The 19,746-nt window shown below is 65.9% G+C and carries 18 protein-coding genes; 12 read left to right on the top strand and 6 right to left on the bottom strand.

The annotated features are described in order from the left end of the window. Positions 1–118: 118 nt before the first annotated feature. On the bottom strand, positions 119–790 hold the full coding sequence (locus QQS52_RS00390; protein WP_472772059.1) for an exonuclease domain-containing protein: 672 nt from the start codon (positions 788–790) through the stop codon (positions 119–121). A 107-nt stretch (positions 791–897) separates the two neighbouring features. On the opposite strand from QQS52_RS00390, the gene ligA reads away from it, so the two are divergent. Both ligA and QQS52_RS00380 read left to right on the top strand, forming a co-directional pair. Further along, positions 898–2,976: an NAD-dependent DNA ligase LigA gene (gene ligA, locus QQS52_RS00385; protein ID WP_472772058.1), complete on the top strand. Its 2,079-nt coding sequence runs from the start codon at positions 898–900 to the stop codon at positions 2,974–2,976. Positions 2,977–3,034: 58 nt separating this feature from the next. Next, positions 3,035–3,805: an HAD family hydrolase gene (locus QQS52_RS00380; RefSeq protein WP_472772057.1), complete on the top strand. Its 771-nt coding sequence runs from the start codon at positions 3,035–3,037 to the stop codon at positions 3,803–3,805. On the opposite strand, the gene QQS52_RS00375 is transcribed toward QQS52_RS00380, so the two are convergent. Then, a complete protein-coding gene (locus QQS52_RS00375) occupies positions 3,802–4,488 on the bottom strand; it encodes an ACT domain-containing protein (protein WP_070768979.1) in 687 nt (228 codons plus the stop codon). The genes QQS52_RS00380 and QQS52_RS00375 overlap by 4 nt on opposite strands. Before the next feature lie 208 nt (positions 4,489–4,696). Between QQS52_RS00375 and QQS52_RS00370 the strand changes: the two genes are divergently transcribed. The 4 genes from QQS52_RS00370 (at position 4,697) to QQS52_RS00355 (ending at position 8,489) form a co-directional block, all read left to right on the top strand. Next, complete coding sequence (locus QQS52_RS00370; protein WP_472772056.1) at positions 4,697–5,506, top strand: sulfite exporter TauE/SafE family protein; 810 nt, start codon at positions 4,697–4,699, stop codon at positions 5,504–5,506. Positions 5,507–5,669: 163 nt separating this feature from the next. Then, positions 5,670–5,966, top strand: coding sequence for an Asp-tRNA(Asn)/Glu-tRNA(Gln) amidotransferase subunit GatC (gene gatC, locus QQS52_RS00365; RefSeq protein WP_070768977.1), 297 nt, complete (start codon positions 5,670–5,672; stop codon positions 5,964–5,966). Then, positions 5,967–7,460: an Asp-tRNA(Asn)/Glu-tRNA(Gln) amidotransferase subunit GatA gene (gene gatA / locus QQS52_RS00360; RefSeq protein WP_472772055.1), complete on the top strand. Its 1,494-nt coding sequence runs from the start codon at positions 5,967–5,969 to the stop codon at positions 7,458–7,460. A gap of 102 nt (positions 7,461–7,562) precedes the next feature. Beyond that, a complete protein-coding gene (locus QQS52_RS00355) occupies positions 7,563–8,489 on the top strand; it encodes an META domain-containing protein (RefSeq protein WP_472772054.1) in 927 nt (308 codons plus the stop codon). Positions 8,490–8,615: 126 nt separating this feature from the next. Here the strand turns inward: QQS52_RS00355 and QQS52_RS00350 are convergent, their stop codons facing one another. Then, on the bottom strand, positions 8,616–9,632 hold the full coding sequence (locus QQS52_RS00350; RefSeq protein ID WP_472772053.1) for a formamidase: 1,017 nt from the start codon (positions 9,630–9,632) through the stop codon (positions 8,616–8,618). A gap of 168 nt (positions 9,633–9,800) precedes the next feature. On the opposite strand from QQS52_RS00350, the gene QQS52_RS00345 reads away from it, so the two are divergent. Beyond that, positions 9,801–10,868: a siderophore-interacting protein gene (locus QQS52_RS00345; RefSeq protein ID WP_472772052.1), complete on the top strand. Its 1,068-nt coding sequence runs from the start codon at positions 9,801–9,803 to the stop codon at positions 10,866–10,868. A 75-nt stretch (positions 10,869–10,943) separates the two neighbouring features. Here QQS52_RS00345 and QQS52_RS00340 read toward each other — a convergent pair whose 3' ends face one another. Continuing rightward, positions 10,944–11,267 (bottom strand): hypothetical protein, encoded by a 324-nt coding sequence (locus tag QQS52_RS00340; RefSeq protein WP_472772051.1) that lies wholly within the window; start codon positions 11,265–11,267, stop codon positions 10,944–10,946. 94 nt (positions 11,268–11,361) lie between these two features. Between QQS52_RS00340 and QQS52_RS00335 the strand changes: the two genes are divergently transcribed. Next, positions 11,362–12,798, top strand: a complete 1,437-nt coding sequence (locus tag QQS52_RS00335; RefSeq protein WP_472772050.1) for an MFS transporter — start codon at positions 11,362–11,364, stop codon at positions 12,796–12,798. 10 nt (positions 12,799–12,808) lie between these two features. Next, positions 12,809–13,840 (top strand): ATP-dependent 6-phosphofructokinase, encoded by a 1,032-nt coding sequence (locus QQS52_RS00330; protein WP_070768971.1) that lies wholly within the window; start codon positions 12,809–12,811, stop codon positions 13,838–13,840. A gap of 55 nt (positions 13,841–13,895) precedes the next feature. Here the strand turns inward: QQS52_RS00330 and QQS52_RS00325 are convergent, their stop codons facing one another. Continuing rightward, positions 13,896–14,687 carry a DUF4261 domain-containing protein gene (locus QQS52_RS00325; RefSeq protein ID WP_472772049.1) on the bottom strand — a complete coding sequence of 264 codons (792 nt, stop codon included), beginning with the start codon at positions 14,685–14,687 and terminating at the stop codon, positions 13,896–13,898. 66 nt (positions 14,688–14,753) lie between these two features. Between QQS52_RS00325 and gatB the strand changes: the two genes are divergently transcribed. Further along, the gene (gene gatB / locus QQS52_RS00320; RefSeq protein ID WP_472772048.1) at positions 14,754–16,259 is read left to right on the top strand and encodes an Asp-tRNA(Asn)/Glu-tRNA(Gln) amidotransferase subunit GatB; all 1,506 of its coding nucleotides are present in this window, start codon (positions 14,754–14,756) and stop codon (positions 16,257–16,259) included. Positions 16,260–16,618: 359 nt separating this feature from the next. Next, positions 16,619–18,043: a YkvI family membrane protein gene (locus QQS52_RS00315; RefSeq protein WP_472772047.1), complete on the top strand. Its 1,425-nt coding sequence runs from the start codon at positions 16,619–16,621 to the stop codon at positions 18,041–18,043. A 47-nt stretch (positions 18,044–18,090) separates the two neighbouring features. Here QQS52_RS00315 and QQS52_RS00310 read toward each other — a convergent pair whose 3' ends face one another. Next, entirely contained in the window at positions 18,091–18,801 is a 711-nt protein-coding gene (locus QQS52_RS00310) for a LysE/ArgO family amino acid transporter (RefSeq protein ID WP_472772046.1), read from the bottom strand. Between the two features lie 69 nt (positions 18,802–18,870). Between QQS52_RS00310 and QQS52_RS00305 the strand changes: the two genes are divergently transcribed. Next, positions 18,871–19,746 carry a LysR family transcriptional regulator ArgP gene (locus QQS52_RS00305; protein ID WP_472772045.1) on the top strand — a complete coding sequence of 292 codons (876 nt, stop codon included), beginning with the start codon at positions 18,871–18,873 and terminating at the stop codon, positions 19,744–19,746.

Raw genomic sequence — 19,746 nt, 5'->3', positions numbered from 1 at the left:
CTATCAGCTGGAGACTATGGAGAAAGTGGAGACTGGGGAGACTTATGAAGGGCTTGGAGACTCTGGAGATTCTGGAGAGTTGGGGAGTCGTGAGGCTTTCGGCGCGGTGCGTCGGGCCCTAGCTGATCATCGGCCAGGCAGTAGAGACGCTCTCGGCGTCTCGGCCCTTGCCCTCCAGGTACTTCTTGAAGTCCATCCGGTCGTGGTACCAGCGTACGGCCTGAAATTCCATCAGCTCGTTGACGTCCTTCTGGGCCAGCTCCGGGAAGACCTGGCGCACCTGCTTCCAAGCCACGCGCGCGGCGGCGAGGGCGTCCGCGGTCGCCTCGTGCGCGTTGTCCAGGCTGACCCCGTAGTGCTCACAGACCGCGCCCAGGGTTCGCTTACCCTTGCGCCACTTGTCCATGACCCGGTCGATGACGAAGGGATCGTAGACCGGGCCGGTCACAGTAAAGTCCCCGGTCAGCGCGCGCAGGACCGAGAGGTCATAAGCCGCGTTGTAGACCACCAGGGTCAGGCCGTTGTCCCAGGCCTGCTTGATGGCGCTTACGGTTTCTTCTAGGACCTCATCGTGCGGCCGGCCCTCCGCGCGGGCCTTTTCGGTGGTAATCCCGTGGACCTGGGCGGCGGCCTCGGGGATCTCGACGCCGGGATCCGCCAGCATCTCCTTCTTGTCCACGTGGCGCCCGTCGATAGTGACCAGCGCGGAGGTAACAATGCGGGCGGATCGGGGGTCGGTCGAAGTGGTTTCCAGGTCAAAGGAGAGCATGCGGGTCGCGTCGAAGTTCATGGCTTTCACCTTAGTCGCCACCCCGGACACACGAGGCTGACTGGGCAAATGCGGCGGCTTTACCCGCCGGGCGGGAAGCCTCGCCTAGGCGACTAGACTGGAGCACCGTGACTAATCCAGTAGATGTGCAACGCGAATGGAACGAGCTCGCCCAGGAAGTACGGCGGCACCGCCAGCTCTATTACAACGAGCAGCCGGTGATCCCAGATGCCGATTTTGACAAGCTCTTCCGGCGCTTGCAGGAGCTGGAGGAAAAGCACCCGGAGTTGGCGGTCCCGGACTCGCCGACGCGCGAGGTGGGCGCGGCCTCACCGTTCGCCGACGTCGAGCACCTCGAGCGCATGATGAGCCTGGACAACGTCTTCAGCGAGGCGGAGATGCGCGACTGGCTTAACCGCACCCTGGCCAAGACCTACCTGACCGAGCTGAAGATCGACGGGCTCTCCATCGACTTGGTCTACCGCTCCGGGCGCTTGGTCTCCGCAGCCACCCGCGGCGACGGCCAGATCGGCGAGGACATCACGGCAAACGCCCGGGTCATCGAGGACATCCCGCAGCAGTTGCAGGGCACCGCGGACTTCCCGGTACCGGAGCTGGTCGAGGTCCGCGGCGAGGTCTACATGCGGCGGGAGGACTTCGCCGAGATCAACGCTGAGCGCGTCGAGGACGGCAAGCCCGCGTTCGCCAACCCGCGCAACTCCGCGGCCGGCGGGCTACGGATGAAGGACCCGGCGGAGGTGAAAAAGCGCCGGCTGAAGATGGTCTGCCACGGCATCGGCGCCCGCGAGGGCTTCAGCCCGGATTCGCAGTATCACGCCTACCAGGCCCTGGCGGCCTGGGGGCTGCCGGTCTCGCCGTACACCGAGCAGGTGGACTCGGCGGAAGAGGTAATAGAGCGCGTGAACTACTGGGCCGATCACCGCCACGACGCCATCTTCGAGATGGACGGCCTCGTGGTCAAGGTCGATGACTTGGCGTCCCAGCGGCAGCTGGGCGCTACCTCCCGGGCGCCGCGCTGGGCGATCGCCTACAAATACCCGCCCGAGGAGGTCACCACCGTCCTGCGGGATATCCAGGTCGGTGTGGGCCGCACCGGCCGCGTGACCCCGTTCGCGGTGATGGACCCGGTCTTCGTCTCCGGCTCGACGGTCTCCATGGCCACGCTGCACAACCAGTCCGAGGTCAAGCGCAAGGGCGTGCTGGTGGGGGACACCGTGGTCATCCGCAAGGCCGGCGAAATCATCCCCGAGGTCTTAGGCCCGGTCTTCGAGGCCCGCGACGGCAGCGAGATCGAGTGGACCTTCCCGGACAACTGCCCGTCCTGCGGGACCCCGCTCGCCCCGCAAAAGGAGGGCGACGCGGACTGGCGCTGCCCGAACACCCGCTCGTGCCCGGCGCAGCTGTCGGCGCGGCTGGAGTACTTGGCCTCCCGCAAGGCTCTCGACATCGAGGCGCTGGGGGAGAAGGGCGCCTGGGATCTCATCGAGCAGGGCATCCTGGAAGACGAGGCAGAGCTTTTCGAGCTGACCGAAGACAAGCTGTTGGCTTCCGATGTCTACACCTCCAAGGCGGATAAGAAAGCAAAGGGTCCGAAGTCCGCAGACAACATTGCGGTCAACACGGTCGGCCGCGCGCTGCTGGACAACCTGGGTGAGGCCAAGAAGCGCGACTTCTGGCGCGTGCTGGTGGCCCTGTCCATCCGGCACGTCGGGCCCATCGCGGCGCGGGCGTTGGCCACCCGCTACGGCTCGATGGAGGCGCTGCGCGCCGCCGACGTCGAGGAGCTGGCGGAGACCGAGGGCGTGGGCACCATCATCGCTGAGTCCTTCAAGTCCTGGTTCGAGGTCGATTGGCACGTCAACATCGTGGAGCGCTGGGCCGCCGCGGGCGTGCGCATGGAGGTTGCGGCCGAGTCCCGCCGCCCCCAGACCCTGGAGGGACTGACTATCGTGGTCACCGGCACCCTGGAAGGCTACAGTCGCGACGAGGCCAAGGAAGCCATCGTCAGCCGCGGCGGGAAGGCCACCGGCTCCGTGTCCAAGAAGACCGACTTCCTAGTCGCCGGGGAAAACGCCGGATCCAAGGAACAGAAGGCCCAGGACCTGGGCGTGCCCATCCTTAACGAGGCCGGCTTCGAGGACCTTTTGGTCCACGGCGCGCCAGCCGGCGAAGACGCGGACCGATAGGCTTAAGGCTTATCACGCCGCAAGCGTTACCGCCGAAGCCTGGAGGACGACCAACAGCATGAAGATTGCCGTTTTCGATTTTGACTGGACCATCTACTTCCCCGATGGGCTTGACCCGGATATTGCCGAGGCCATCGCCGAGTGGCAGGCGGCCGGCAATATCGCGATCGCGGCGACGGGCAAGTCCTACAACGAGGCCTACCGGGCGCTGGCCGGCTCCGGCGTGGAATTCGACTATTCCATCTTGGCAACCGGCGCGGTCATCGCGGACAAGAACCGGCAGGTAGTCCACCACGCGGGTCTGGACAGGGAAACGGTGGCCCAGCTGGTCCACGGGTTGGTCGGGAACCCGGGCACGAACGTCTACGGCATTTCCTCTACCGGGCTGGACTACTGCTTCCGCGAGTGCGTGAGCACGGCAGATACCGGCGTCATCACCGAGGTTGCCTACGCCTCCCCGGAGGCCATCCCGGACCAAGACTTCGTGGCGGTGGCGACCTGGACGCCGGATAACCCGCAGGTGCAGGACGCAATCCACCGCTGGGCGCGCGAGAACTTCGCCGTGGAGTCTACCAAGAACCAGGGCTTCGTGGACATCCTGCCGGCCGGCACCACCAAAGGAAACGGCGTGGAATGGGTGGCCCAACACGCCGGCTGGGACCGGGAGGAGATGGAGATCTGCAGCTTCGGGGATTCCTGGAACGATCTGTCCATGTTCCGGCTTTCCCGCCAGGCGTTTTCCTTCCCCTGGGCCCCGCGGGACGTCCAGGAGGCCGCCGGGACCGTCGTCGGCAGCGCGGCAGAGGGCCTGCGCCAGCTGCTGGCCTAGTGCGCGGTGCCCGCGCGGCCGTCGCTGAGGAAGGCGCCCAGGATGGTGCCCAGGTTGCCCAGGTGCTCGACCTCGGAGGCCAGGTAGTCCGGCCCGCCGGTGCGGCCGATGGCCATGACCAGGCCGGTGTCCCCGATGGGGGCGGCCGCAAGTGCCGAGTCCAGCAGGGACCAGGACGCCGGGATCCAGGAGTCGACCTCCGGGTTGAGGGCGCGGGCCTGGGTGACCTCGATGTCGTGCGGGGTGGTCCCGTCGTCCTCCGGGGCGGCGTCGGAGCTGGCGATGCGGTGGATCGGCTCGTTGTTGTCGATGACGATGGCCCAGGTCGAGGTCAGCGCCTTCGGGATGGCGGCGACCACCTCGGTCATCGCGGCGCGCACGTCGTGCAGGTGGGAGGCCACGCGGGCCAGCAGGGCAATCTGGCCGCGGCGGTCCACCCGGCCCGAGAACGGGCGGATGGAGTCCACCTCGACGCCGTCGACGGTGCTGGCGGCGGTGATGAGCGAATCGGCCATACCGCCGGCGGCGAGCTCGACCACGATGTCGTCCATGACGGTGCCGTCGGGGAAGTTCTCGACGATGTCCACCGACTGGATATTGCCGTCTACCATGCCGATCGCGTCCGCCAGTTGGCCCAAGCTGCCCGGGGTGTCGGGAAGAAGAACGCGGATGAGGAAGGACATGACAGTAGGTAATTCTTTCTGTGGCCAGCGCGATGAAGACGGGATGTTTTCCCGTAAATATTACCCGCCGGGTGTCCCAAGTCTCAATACCCTGTGCCCTTATATTTTTATCTACGCGGAAACTAGTAGCGAAAACGCAGTGTGTGGACACTACTATGTGAGGCACGTTAAATAGCGCGCGTGCGTACCCCGGCGAGAGGAGTCCATCATGTCCGTTGTCAGCGGCGCATTGTTGTTTGTCATGGCCGTGCTGGCCGGGATCATCAACTCGGCGGTGGGTTCGGGCTCTTTGCTCACCCTTCCGGTCCTGTTGGCCCTGGGCGTTCCGCCCGGGGTGGCGGTGCGCACTAATACCACCGGCATTATGTTCGCCTCGGTCGGCTCGGCGTGGGGTTTCCGCAAGGAAATCCGGCGCGAACTGCCCTACCTGGGCCCGCTGGTCCTGGTGACCATCGTGGCCTCGGCCGCCGGCTCCCTGTTGCTGCTGGCCTCGCCGTCGCACGCCCTCGACTTCGTCATCCCCATCCTCATCGTCGTGGCCCTGGTGATGGTGACCTTCCAGCCCAGGTTGACCCGCTGGCTCGCCGCGCGTTCCCAGGCCGGACAGGTAGCTGCCGGCAATGCCGCCTCGGCCGCCGAGGTGGGCCAGGCCTACCGCCGGCCCCGGGTGGTGGCTCCCATGGGGCTGGCAGCGGTCTACGGGGGCTACTTCACCGCGGCCCAGGGGATTTTGTACCTGGCCATCCTGTCGGTGATGACCGGGCGCAGCCTCAAGGCCATCAACCCGGTGAAGAACTTCCTGTCCCTGTTCGTCAACGTCACCGCCGCGCTGGTCTACCTTGTAGCCTGGGCTTTCTTTGGCTCCGAGATCCTGTGGATCGGGGTGGCGGTGGTAGCCGCCGGGGGACTCGTCGGTGGCTTGGTCGGCGCCCAGGTGGCCAAGCGCCTGCCGAACCAGGTGCTGCGCGCGGTGATCGTCGTCGTCGCGCTGGTGGCGCTGGTGCGGCAGTTCGTCTAGGCGGAGACCACCTACGCGGCTGGCGCGGGCGGTGCAGTAGCATGGTGAGGAGCAAAAGCTTGAAATAGAAACTACCGTGCGCTTGCCCGGTCCACTGGTCGACTGCCCGCTGGGTGGGACGGGCCGGCGCGGGCGGCGCACATAGAGAAGGGATGGAGTTCGCGTGTCGGAGATTTCGCGTGACGAGGTCGCGCACTTGGCTAAGCTTTCCCGCTTGGCCTTGAGCGAGGAAGAGCTCGAACAGTTTGCTAGCCAGATTGATGAAATCGTGGACTCGGTCTCTGCGGTAGGCAAGGTGGACACCGACGGCGTGGAGCCGATGAGCCACCCGCACTCGCTGAACGCCACCATGCGCGAAGACAAGGTGGTCCGGACCCTGAGCGCCGAGCAGGCGCTGGATCAGGCCCCAGCCGCAGAGGACGATCGTTTCGCGGTTCCGCAGATTCTGGGAGGAGAATAAATGAGCACTTTCATCACCCCGAATGAGGGGATTACCTCTCTGAGCGCCGCCGAGTTGGCGGACAAGATCCACTCCCGGGAGCTGACCTCCCGCGAGGTCACCCAGGCCTTCCTCGATCGCATCGCGGAGACCGACGACGAGCTCAACGCCTTCCTCCACGTCGGCGCGGAGGAAGCGCTGGCGGCCGCCGATGCCGTCGATAAGGCCCTCGACGCCGGTGAGAAGCCGGCCTCGTCCCTGGCCGGCGTCCCGTTGGCGCTCAAAGACCTGCTGACTACTACCGATGCCCCGACCACCGCCGCCTCCAAGATGCTCGAGGGCTGGGTCTCGCCCTACGATGCCACCGTGGTTACCAAGCTGCGCGAAGCCGGCATCCCGATCTTGGGCAAGACCAACCTGGATGAGTTCGCCATGGGCTCGTCCAGCGAGAACTCCGCTTTCGGCCCGGTGCACAACCCGTACGACACCGAGCGCACCCCGGGCGGTTCTGGCGGCGGCACCAGCGCGGCGCTGGCCGCCGGCCAGGCCCCTCTGGGCATCGGCACGGATACCGGCGGCTCCATCCGCCAGCCGGCCGCCCTGACCAACACCGTGGGTGTGAAGCCGACCTACGGCACCGTCTCCCGTTACGGGCTCATCGCCGCGGCGTCCTCCTTGGACCAGGCCGGCCCGTGCGCGCGCACCGTCCTGGATACCGCCCTGCTGCACGAGGTCATCGCCGGCCACGACGCCTTCGATGCCACCAGCGTGGACAAACCGGTCGCCGACGTCGTGGCCGCGGCCCGCGAGGGCGCGCAGGGCGATCTCAGCGGCGTCAAGGTGGGACTTATCAAGCAGTTCGAGCGTGACGGCTGGCAGCCGGGCGTGATGGAGGCCTATCACCAGGCCGTGGACCAGCTGGTCGCCCAGGGTGCGGAGACCGTGGAGGTCGACTGCCCGCACTTCGACGACGCCCTGGCCGCCTACTACCTGATCATGCCCTGCGAGGTCTCGTCTAACCTGGCCCGCTTCGACGGCATGCGCTACGGCCTGCGCGCGGGCGACGACGGCAGCCACTCCGCCGAGCAGGTCATGAGTATGTCCCGCGCTGAGGGCTTCGGCCCCGAGGTCAAGCGCCGTATCATGCTGGGTACCTACGCGCTGTCCGTGGGGTATTACGACGCCTACTACCTGCAGGCCCAGCGCGTGCGCACCCTGATTGCCCAGGACTTCGCCAAGGCCTTCGAGCAGGTCGACGTGCTGGTCTCACCGACCACGCCGACCACGGCGTTCAAGCTGGGGGAGAAGGTCGAAGATCCGATGGAGATGTACAACTTCGATCTGTGCACCCTGCCGCTGAACCTGGCGGGCCTGTGCGGCATGTCCGTGCCGTCTGGCATGGCCAGCGACTCCGGCCTGCCGACCGGCCTGCAGATCATGGCCCCGGCCTTTGCTGATGACCGTCTGTACAAGGTGGGCGCCGCCTACGAGGCCGGCCGCAACTCCGCGGACTAACCGCCGCCGGTTCCTGAAGGTTCCCTGTTTTTTCCATAGAGGGAACCTTCTTTTTGTATCGGTTGGGTTGCGTGTGACGAATGTGACGGTAGGTTATGGTACATGGTTTCCAAGAAAATCAAGACCCTGACCGCTTCGACCGCCGTGGCCGCCGGCCTTGCCCTGTCGGCCCCGGTAGCAATGGCCGCGCCCGCCGATTCTCAAGAACCTGCCCAGGAACCGTCCGCCGTGAACCAGCTGTCCAGCGTCGTGACCCCGGAGTTGCTCGAGCAGCTGCTGGGTCTGAGCTCCAACAGTGAGGCCGCCTCGACCGCCGCGGACGCCGGCACCGAGTCGACTGAGTCTGCGACGTCCACTGACTCGGCAGCGTCCACTGACTCTGCCGCGACCGCCACCCCGTCCGAGGACGGCGAGGCAGCAAAGTCTGAGCTGGTGACCACCCTGCCGGAGCGTGCTACCAAGCTTCAGCCGAAGGAAGGCAACAAGACCATCTCCGGCAAGCTGGTCTCCACCGTCAGGCCGGAGGCTGTCAGCATCACGCTCCAGGACGACGGCACCTTGAGCTTCGAGGACGGCTGCAACGGTGGCACCGCCGAGTACAGCTTCGACTCCGAGGGCGCTCTCGAGGTCGGCTCCATCGCCTCGACCCGGATGGCCTGCGAGCCGGCCGCCATGGCCGATGCTGCCGCCATCACCAAGATCCTCGAGTCCAAACCGGCCATCTACCAGCTCGACGACTCCACCCTGGCCCTGGCCGCCGGCGACGACGCCATCGAGTTCAAGCCCGTCCAGGCCGAGGAGAGCGGCGACGGCGCCCCGGCCACCCAGCCGGTGGGCCCGAGCGAGCCCACCGCGCCGGAGGCTGCCGGCACGGCAAGTGACAAGACCCCTGCCACGGGGGCAGAAGTGAACCAGGATGCATCCCAGGCTGGGAACACCGGTGCCGAGACTGCTAACGTAGACGACGAAGGCGTCGTTCAGCCGGACACCACCGCCGACCAGACCGGTCCGGCAGGTGCCACGGCCTAAGGCGTTCTTCGCACGCGGATATTGACAGTCCCGCCGCGTAATTCCTCAATTTGACCCCTCCCGCCAGGTTGCGGGAGGGGTCAAGTGTGCTCTGGGGAAGGCTAGCCCCTATTGGCGTTCGTCGTCTTATTTGTATTCGTCCGGTAGCGGGCCCAGCTGCGGGCCGTCCGGGTAGTACTTCCATCCGTCCTTGATGCGGACCTCGTCGTCCCACGGCAGCTTGTACTCGCCGTTGGCCAGGTCGCGGACCCAGGTCAGGTAGTTCTCGGTCTTTCCGCCGGGGTAGCCGACGTAGCCGCGGTTGCCCAGGTCGTAGATGTTGTTCTCCAGCGCCCAGTTCTTGCGGGCGTCGTCGGAGAGCGCGGGGTAGATCTCCGCGGTGACGATCTCGCCCGGGTTGCGGCGGCCCTCGGAAATCATGCCGCCGTCGTAGTTACAGACGTTGCCCTCGCCGAAGTAGTAGAAGGTGCCGTCGTAGCCGGCCAGGTTCACCGACGCGGTGAACATAAGGTTCTGGTAGGCGTTGGAACGGTTGGTCATGATCCAGGAGTCCTGGGTCTGGGTGGAGTAGCCTGAGATGCGGATGTAGACGTTCGCGCCCTTGTAGGCCGCCTCGCGGGCCAGCTCCGGGAACATACCGTCGTGGCAGATGTTTAGGGCAATCTTGGAGCCCTTCGGGCCGTCGGCCACCGGCATGCCCAGATCGCCCGGGTACCAGGGCTCAATCGGGGTCCACGGCTGCAGCTTCCGGTAGTGCAGGGCAATTTCGCCGGTGTTGTCGATCATGATGGCGGTGTTGAACGGCGGCTTACCCTCCTCGTGGTTGGGCTCCATGATGGAGAACACGCCCCAGACATCATTGTCGCGGCAGGCGGCCTTGTACTGCTCGACCTTGGGGTCGTCCAGCCCGATGAGGAACTCGTCGTAGGACCAGATCTTGGTGTTGAGCCCGGAGGAAGAGTACTCGGGGAAGACAATCAGGTCGAGGCCCGGGTAGCCGGCCTTGGTGCTGGTGACCATGCGGCAAATCTCATCGACGTTGCGCTGTACGTCGTCGGGGTGGTTGACCACGGGGACGGGGTACTGGATAAGGGCCAGCAGCAGGCCGTTGGGGGAGGCGCTGACGCTACCGGTGCTGGACATGGGAATCTCTCCTTTGGAAAATCGAATACGGGTGCAGGCCCCAAACTACGGTGTGACGGCCGGCACAGTGGCTCCTGCGGGCGGGGAATCATCTGGGTTTCCAGACTGCCCAGTTCTGGGGCCCTAAACCTCTAGCGAGAAAAAGTTTCGTAGGGTAGCCTTACACAAATGAGCGAGAATTCTGCTTACGCCCCGGACGAGCCCTACCGTGCCGGTTTTCAGGCCGGCTTCACCCAAGGTTTCGGGGCCGGCTTTGAAAACGGCTTCGACCGCGGTTTCCAGGCCGGGCAGTCCCAAGCCCACTATGATTCCCGCCGCGCCCGCAAGGAAGAAAAGCGGGCGGAGAAGCTGCGGCGGCGCGAGGAAAAGGCCACCGCGTCCGCCGGCCAAGCCCCGGCAGCGGCCCCACGCAAGCCCAAGCGCAAGGCCCACGGCGCGACCGTCACGGCCAAGCGCCAGATTTCCCCCGACATGGTGCGGCTGACCATCTCAGCGCCGGACCTGGTCGGCCAGGAGCTCGACAAGACGGATCACTACATCAAGATCCTCTTCGTGCCCGAGGGTGCGGACTACGCCTGGCCCTTCGACCTGGCTGAGGCCCGCGCCAACCAGCCGCGTCAGCTGCGCCCGGTCACCCGCACCTACACCCTGCGCAGCATCAACACCGAAACAGGGGAGTGCGAGGTCGACTTCGTCCTACACGGCGATACCGGACTCGCCGGCCCCTGGGCCCGCGACGTCGAGGTAGGCCACGAGTTCGGCTTCGCCGGCCCCGGCGGCAAGTGGAAGCCCGAGCCCGGCTACGACGCCTTCGTCCTGGCCGGCGACGAGGCCGCCGCCCCGGCCGTGGCCGCCGCGCTAGAGAAGCTGCCCGCCGACGCGCAGGCAACCGCCTTCGTGGAGGTCGAGGCTCCGGGCCACGAAATCGAGATGCCCGAGCGCCCGAACGCCACCATCCAGTGGGTCTATCGCAGCGGCGCGACCCCGGGCGCGCCGCTGGCCGCCGCGGTCCGTAAGAACGGCATCCCGGCAGGGCACACCAGCTGGTTCATCCACGGTGTGGCCGAGATGATCAAGGACCTGCGCCGCTTCCTGTTCAAGGAAAACGGCGTCGATAAGGAAGATGCGTCCATCTCCGGCTACTGGCGCCTCGGCATGACCGAGGACCTGTGGCAGTCCACTAAGGGCGAATTCGTCGCGGCCATGGAGGCCGAAGAAAAAGGCGCGGTGGATTAATTCATCCCACCGCGGGCACTTTTCCTCTTATTACTCAGCGTCTTATAACTTAGCGCCGCGCTGCTGGGCGCTGCCTTATTTGGCGTCCGAGAGGGCGTAGGCGGCTCCGGCGGTCGCGGCGGTCACCGCCAGCACGGACGGCCACGCGCCGATCTTCTTGGCCAACGGGTGCGAGGCGCCGAACGCGCCCAGGTAGAGCGCCGACAAGCCGGCGGTAGTGGCGGCGTTGGTCTTGGCCGCCCAGGACCGGCCCGCCCACAGGCCCGCAGCGCCCAGGATGACCCCGCCCAGCGGGCGCACACCCGTCTCCTTGGCCGTGACCCAACCGCCGACCAAGCCCAGGGCAACCGTCGTGGCGGTGCTGACGTTTTCTGGCTTCTTGATATCAATCATTCCCATGCCACCACACTAGTCCCGCTTCCGACCCGCGGTAAACAAGAGCGTGGACCGCGCAGCGCCCCGGCCTTCCCGCTGGGGGCTAGACTCGTTGACCATGACGCGTGATACGACCCCGCCGCAGCCCGCGGCATCGACGGTTCTGCCCGAACCGCAGGCGTGGCGCGCGATGATTGCGCTGAGCCTCGGGTTCTTCATCTCCTTGCTGGACCAGACCACGGTGGCCGTGGCCCTGCCCGCCATCGCCGTGGACATGGGCGCGACCCTCAACCAGGCGATGTGGGTCTCGTCCATCTACCTGCTCGCCGTCGTGGTCCCGCTGCTGTTTACCGGTCGCCTGGGCGACATCTACGGACAGCGCCTGATGTTCCGCCTCGGCGTCGGGCTCTTTGCCCTGGGCGCGTTGCTGTGCGCGCTGGCGCCGGGCATCGAATGGCTCATCGCCGCCCGTGCCGTCCAAGGCCTGGGTGCGGCCATCCAGATGCCGCAGACGATGTCCGTTATCAACCGCGTTTTCGCCCGGGAGCGCCGTGGCCGGGCACTCGGGGTGTGGGGTATTGTCGGCTCACTAGCCTCCCTAACCGGCCCCGTGGCCGGCGGGCTCGTGGTCAGCCTGGTCGGCTGGCACGGCGTCTTCTGGCTCCACCTGCCCTTCGCCGCGGCCGCCATCTATCTGGCCACCCGTTGGGTGCCGAAGCTGCCCACGGTCGCCCGCGCTATCGATACCACCTCCGCCGCCGTCTCCCTCCTTTCCATGGCCGCCATCGTCTTCGCCATCCAGCAGGGGCCCGAGCACGGCTGGCGCTGGTGGATCTGGGCGCTCCTGGCCGTCGGCATTGCCGGGCTCTGCCTTTTCGCGCGCCTACAAGTCACGGCCCGCCGGCGCGGCACCGAGCCGCTCATCCCGCCCGAGCTTTTCGCTGACCGCAACTACCGCCTGGGCGTGGCCTCCATTTCCAGCATGGGCTTTATGGCCGCGGCGATGATGTTGCCGATGATGATGTGGATGCAGGACGTGCAGGGTCTGCCGGCCAACCAGGCCGGACTCATCGTGGTCCCCATGGCGGTCGTCTCCATGCTGGTGACCCCGTTTGCCGGAATCTTAGTGGACAAACTGCACCCGCGGGCACTGTCGCAGTTCGGCTTCGCGGTCTCGCTGGGCGCGTTCATAATCGCGTGGTGGGTGATGCTTAACGGGCAGGCGCCGGCGTGGCAAGCCCTGCCGCTGGGACTACTAGGCCTGGGCCAGTCGTTTATCTGGGGTACGAACTCCGCGACCTCCATGCGAGACCTCCCGGCCACGCTCATGGGCGCGGCCTCCGGCGCCTACAACACCGCCCGGCAGGTCGGCTCAGTCATCGGCGTGGCGGTCGTCTCGGCGGCCATGCAGGCCGGGCAGGCCGCCTTCGGGCTGGGCGCCGGTCTGGCACACTCCCTCTGGGCGATCATCGCGGCGCTGGCCGTGGGCCTGGTGACCGTCAGCTTCTTCCGGGATACGCTCCGCGGCGGGGCAGCGGAGGCCAAGAGGCGTTAAGCTGGTTAGCATGCGACTTGCCACCTTGACCTCCGGCGGCGACTGCCCCGGGCTGAATGCAGTAATCCGCGCCGTGGTGCGCACCGCCTCTAGCGAATTCGGCGACACGGTGGTCGGATACGAAGACGGCTGGGTAGGGCTCATGGAAGACCGCCGCCGCGACCTTTACGACGACGCCGAGATCGACCGCATCCTCCTGCGCGGCGGCACCATCCTGGGAACTGGCCGCCTGCACCCGGACAAGTTCAAGGCCGGCCTGGATCAGATCAAGGAAAACCTGTCTGACGCCGGGGTGGACGCGCTCATCGCCATCGGCGGCGAGGGCACCCTCAAAGGCGCGCAGTGGCTGGCGGACAACGGCGTCCCGGTCATCGGCGTGCCGAAGACCATCGATAACGACGTCAACGCCACCGACTTTACCTTCGGCTTCGACACGGCCGTGTCCGTGGCCACCGACGCTATAGACCGCCTGCACACCACCGCCGAGTCCCACAACCGCATCCTCATCGTGGAGGTCATGGGCCGCCACGTCGGCTGGATCGCGCTGCACGCCGGGATGGCCGGCGGCGCGCACTACACCGTCATCCCCGAAGAACCCTTCGACATCGCTGAAATCACCAAGGCCATGGAGCGTCGCTTCCAGATGGGGGAGAAGTACGGCATCATCTGCGTGGCCGAAGGCGCCCTCCCGAAGGAGGGGACCATGGACTTCACCGAGGGGGGCACCGACCAGTTCGGGCACCAGACCTTCAATGGCATCGGCCAGGTCATCGGCGACGAGATCAAGCGCCGCACCGGCTACGACGTGCGCACCACGGTGCTCGGCCACATCCAGCGCGGCGGCACCCCGACCGCCTACGACCGCGTGCTGGCCACCCGCTACGGCGTCCACGCCGCCCGGGCCGCCCATGCCGGCAAGTCCGGCCAGTGCGTGGCCCTGCACGGCGAGAAGATTGAGCTGGTCCCGCTTGCCGATGCCGTCGGCGAGCTCAAGGTCGTCCCGCCCGCCCGCTACGCTACCGCCAAGGCTCTCTTCGGCTAGCGTGGCCCCGGCCGTGCCGACGGGGGCAGGCGGTAAGCCGGCGGCAGGGCAGCGCCTACGCGACGTCCAGGCGCAGCGCCGGCAGCTGCGGGTCAACCACCCAGCTGTCCTCGGCAACGGTGATGGCCGGCCGGTCCTCGGCGATAGTCAGGGAGTCGCCCGCGCGGACGGTGTTGCCGTCTAGGACATAGGAAACGAGCCCGCGCAGCACCGCGTAGAAGTCGTTGGGATCCCCGGGCGCGTTCCGGATCTGGACCTCCGGGTGCCCGGCCTGGATAAGCCCGACGGAGTAGGCATACCAGTGGTCAGCATCCTCGGAGGGGCGTACCCAGACGCCCGCGGCCGTCATCGCCAGCTCGCCGCTGTCGGCCAGCTGGATAAAGCGCGGTGCGCTAATGGTCACCCCGGCCCGCGGCACCAAGGCCGCCAGTGCCCCCGGGGCCTTGAGCGCGGCCAGCGTGGCGACCGACAGCATGTTGAGCTGGCGTAGTCGGTCCTCCCGGTACTTCGTGCCGCGCTCGAGGTGGGCGTTTTCGGGGAATACCGTGACCAGCAGGTAGCTGGCGGCGCTGGCCACATCGACCGCGCCGTCGTTGAGCTCCGGGTGGGGCTCGACCTCGCTGAGAGCCGGGGCGGCATCGACAAGTTTGAAGGAAATGGCACAGTCGTGAGCCTGGGCCACCTGCAGTTCCGGCGAGGGGCCGGGTTTCAGCGGGCTGAGCCGGTCGCCGAAGGTGTCGTGCACGGCTGCGGCTAATTCTTTCTCGGTGGGTAAGGTGCGGCAATAGACGACGTTGACCAACGGGGCGTTGACAAGGTCGGCGGCTACGCTATTCGGGGTATCCATGCGCCCCAGCATAGGCAAAAAAGACCAGTTGCCGGCGAAGAAAAATAACGTACTAAGATGGCTCGCATGACTGCTGCGATGTATGACCTGATGGACTTCGATGAGGTCTTGGAAAAGTTTGAACCCGTCATGGGCATGGAAGTGCATGTCGAGTTGGATACCGAAACCAAGATGTTTTCCACCTCGGCCACCAATTTCAGCGCCGCCCCGAACAGCAACGTGGACCCGGTGTCCCTGGGGCTGCCGGGCGCGCTGCCGGTCGTTAACGCCAAGGGCGTGGAATGGGCCATCAAGATTGGGCTGGCGCTGAACTGCTCTATCGCGGAGTCCTCCCGGTTCGCCCGGAAGAACTACTTCTACCCGGACCAGCCGAAGAACTACCAGATCTCCCAGTACGACGAGCCCATCGCTTACGACGGCTACCTGGACGTCCAGCTCGAGGACGGCACCGAGTGGCGCGTGGAGATCGAGCGCGCCCACATGGAGGAAGACACCGGCAAGCTGACCCACCTGGGCGGCGCCGACGGACGCATCCACGGCGCGACGAAGTCCCTGGTGGACTGCAACCGCGCCGGCATCCCGCTGATTGAGATCGTCACCAAGCCGATCATCGGCGCCGGCGAGCGCGCCCCCGAGGTCGCCAGGGCCTACGTCTCCGCCCTGCGCGACCTGGTGGCCGCCCTGGGGGTTTCCGATGCCCGCATGGACCAGGGCTCCATGCGCGTGGACTCCAACCTGTCCCTGCGCCCCATCGGCCAGGAGGAGTTCGGCACCCGCACCGAGACTAAGAACATCAACTCCCTGAAGTCCGTCGAGCAGGCAGTGCGCTTCGAGATGCAACGCCAGGCCCAGGTCATCGAGGACGGGGGCGAGATCGTCCAAGAGACCCGCCACTACCAGGAGGCCGACGGCACCACCTCTAAGGGCCGCCCCAAGGAGACCGCCGAGGACTACCGCTACTTCAACGACCCGGACCTGCCGCCTGTCATCGCCCCGCGCGAATGGGTTGAGGAAATCCGCGCCACGCTGCCGGAGCTGCCGTGGGTTCGCCGCGCCCGCATCCAGAAGGAGTGGGGACTGAAGGACGAGGAGATGCGCGACCTAGTCAACGCCGGCGCCCTCGACCTCATCGTGGACACCGTCGAGGCCGGCGCGCCGGCTTCCGATGCCCGCTCCTGGTGGGTCGCCTACCTCTCCGGCAAGGCCAACGAGGCCGGCCTGGCGCTAGCCGAGCTGTCGATTACCCCGCAGCAGGTCGCCCGCGTGTGTGCCCTAGTGGCCGAGGGTAAGCTGACCACCAAGCTGGCCCGCCAGGCCGTCGACGGCGTGCTGGCCGGCGAGGGTGACGTCGATGAGGTCGTCGCCGCGCGCGGTCTCGAGGTCGTCCGTGACGACGGCGCCATCGAGAAGGCCGTCGACGACGCCCTAGCAGCCAACCCGGACATCGTGGAGAAGTACCGCGCCGGCAACAAGAAGGTCACCGGCGCCATCGTGGGCGCGGTCATGAAGGCCACGCAGGGTAAGGCCGACCCAGGCCAGGTCAACAAGTTGATTGCGGAAAAGCTCAACTAGACCACACAGCGGTCTGCCAGGACTCGCGGATGTTATCAAAAGGTATCCGCGGGTCTGTGGAGTATTTGGCGACCTTTCCTGCCGAAAGGCCCTGCTAAACGTTAGGTTTCTCACAGGTAGGGGTGAACTGGCTGCACCGCACACGGGTTGGTTGGTGCTGGTGCGTTATGCTTTTAATTGACAGCGCGCGCCACTTCGCTGCGCCATAGGTTGAGCTACATGCTTGCTCCCTCGGGCCGCGGCGGGCACAGGCTGACCGGCCCCGCCGGCTTTTCGGCCGGGCCCCTAGCCGACTGTGCGCGCTTGAGACTTGATCATTGTCTAGCAGAACTAGGAAAGTTGTGTCTATTACCAAATCAATGAGCATCGCCTTGGCCTTCGTCGGCCTGCTGGTTGGCGCCGGCTTCGCGACGGGCCAGGAGATTGTGCAATACTTCACCTCCTTCGGCACCAACGGCGTGTGGGGCATCATCATCGCCGGCATCATCATGACGCTGGCCGGCACCGTCTTCTTGCAGCTGGGTAGCTACTTCCACGCCTCGGAGCACAACACCGTCTTCCGCCGCGTGACCCACCCGATTGTCTCCAAGCTGCTGGACATCGCCGTGGTCATCACGCTGTTCGCTATCGGCTTCGTGATGCTCGCCGGAGCCGGCTCTAACATGGAGCAGCAGTTCGGCTGGCCGGCCTGGGTCGGCTCCCTGCTGATGCTTGTCCTCGTGTTGGTCTGCGGCATGTTGGACGTCGACAAGGTATCCAAAGTCATCGGCATGCTGACCCCGACCATCATCATCGCGGTCATCTTGGTTTTCATCTACACGCTTTTTAACATGCCCGATAACGTCAGCTTGGCCATGGAACACTCCGCCCAGATCGATTCACCCATCGGCAACTGGCTGGTTTCCGCCCTCAACTACAACGGCCTAGCACTCATGCTGGCCGTGTCCATGTCCCTGGTCATCGGCGGCGACAACATCAGCCCGCGCGAGGCCGGCATGGGTGGCATTATCGGCGGCGTCATCTACTTCATCATGATGGGCATGGCGGGCTTCTCCCTGCTGATGAACGCCGACAAGATCGGCGACTCCGACATCCCGATGCTCATGCTCGTCGACGAGATGGGCTCCGTGCTGGGCGGCATCATGGCCGTCATCATCTACCTGATGATTTTCAACACCGCCATCGGCATGTTCTACGCGCTGGGTAAGCGCCTGTCCGCGGGCCACGAGGGCCGCTACCGCGTCATCTTCGTCGCGGGCTGCCTGGCCGGCTTCGCGGTCTCGTTTGCCGGCTTCAAGACCCTGATGAACTACGTCTACCCGGTCATCGGCTACATGGGCATCGTCATGGTGGCCATCCTGGTCTTCGCCTGGTTCCGCAGCCAGTCCCAGATCAAGGACGAGGGGGTGCGCCGCGAGCGCATCCGCGCCCTGCTGCACTTGAAGCTGCATCCGGATAAGGAATACGACGCCGCTCGCTACGACGACGAGATCGGCCAGCAGCTGGTCGACTCCAACCTGGAGCATGAGGAGCTCTACAACGACATCGTCGAGGAGGTCACGGGCGACCTTGACAGCGACGATGAAGTCGACTTCGACCTTAAGGACTACGACAAAAACCGCAACGACGTCAGTTACTACACCGAGCGCGACAACGTTGAGGAAGGCCGCTCCGAGGAAGAAATCAAGCAGTGGATCGAGGAAACCGGCGCCTCCGGAGACCCCGAGGCCGACGATGTCGAGACCACCGGCACCGACGCTTCTGCTAGCGAGCAGAAGAACTAGCTTGATGACCTATTGGCCCCGCGGAGACGTACTCTCCGGCGGGGCTTTTAGTGCATCAGGAGCTTGATGGTCAGGCCAATCATGATGCAACCGATGGCGAAGTTAATGACCCGCCAGACCTTCGATTGCGCCAGAAAGTCGGAGAACTTGGCCGCGCCGTAGCCGATGGTGGGGAACCAGACCAGGCTAGCGCAGATGGCGCCGGCGGCGAAGAGCCAGCGGTCGTCGGGGCCGTACTGGTTGGCCACCCCGCCCAGCATGACCAGCACGTCGACGTAGGCGGCCGGGTTAAGCCAGCAGATGGCCACGGCGGCCAGGGCGGGCTTGAGCCAGGTCTTTTCCTGCATCTTGCGGCGGATGACGCGGCGGGTCTTCGGTGCCACTGTGGTCACGCCGCCGCGGGAATCGGGGGACTGGCCGAAGGATTCGATCTCCTCGGTCTTGTTGGGTGTCGCGCCGGCGTCCAGGGCCTTGCCGTCGGGGGTGAGGGCGTCGCGGAAGCACAGGAACGTGAAATAGGCTAGGTAGGCCGCGCCCGTGTATTTGAGGATGGTCAGCACCCAAGGGAATCGGTCGACCAAGAAGCCGACGCCGGCGGTGCCGCCGAGGATCATTATGATGTCGCTGGCCGCGCAGGTAGCGATCACTACGCCGATAGCGTGGCGGCGGATGCCCTGTTTCAGAAGGAGGGCATTCTGGGGTCCGATGGCGACGATGAGGGAGATACCCAGGGCGAAACCAGCTACGATGATCGACATACCTTTAGTGTGCCGCTGGGACCAAGTGAAGTCTAGTTAATTAGACTAAATCTAGTTAAGCTATGCTTCATGAACCCGCTTCATCTGGAAACCATGCTGGCAATTGTGGACGAAGGCAGCTTCGACGGCGCCGCCCGAGTGTTAGGGGTATCACCCTCCGCCGTCAGCCAACGCGTCAAGGCCCTGGAGACCAGCACTGGCCGCGTCCTGCTGCGCCGCTCGACTCCCGTGATGGCTACCGATGCCGGCGAAGTCCTCGTCCAAGCCGCCCGCCGCATGGCCCTCGTCCAGGCCGAGACCAACGCCCGCCTGCAAAAACGACTGGCGCGCGTGCCCCTGTCCGTGGCCGTCAATGCCGACTCCCTGGCGACCTGGTTCCGCCCAGTGTTGGAGGACGTGGCTGACGGGGGCAATGCATCGTTGCGCCTGCTTATCGAGGACGAGGCCCGCACGCTGGCGATGCTGAGGCGCGGCGACGTCCTCGGCGCGGTAACCCGCGAGGAGCTGCCGGTCAGCGGCTGCGAGTCGACGTATCTGGGCAAGCAGAGGCTGGTGGCGGTGGCGGCGCCGGGGCTGGCGCGGCGGCATCGGACGGCGGAGGGCATGTCGTGGACGCAGATGCCGGTGGTGATGTACGGCCCGCACGACCAGGTGCTCGACGATGCTATGCAGGAGCGCTTCATCGACTCGCATGTTATCCGGGCCAATATCTCGGAGATCCCATCGGCGGAGGGCTACGTCGAGGCGGTCCGCGCGGGCCTGGGCTGGGGTCTGGTGGCCGAGGCCCAGGCGCGGCCATTGCTCGACAGCGGGCAGGTGGTGCTGCTCGACGGTGACCCGCTGGACGTCGATCTGTACTGGCAGCGCTGGCGGCTTGAATCCGAGGTGCTTGAGGAGCTTACGGACTCCGTCGTGCGCGCCGCCGGGGAGGGGCTCGTTGCCTAG

The organism is Corynebacterium sp. 1103A, from assembly GCF_055700955.1.
Note: the sequence above shows the minus strand (reverse complement) of the source record. Positions and strands in the feature narration are given on the sequence as shown.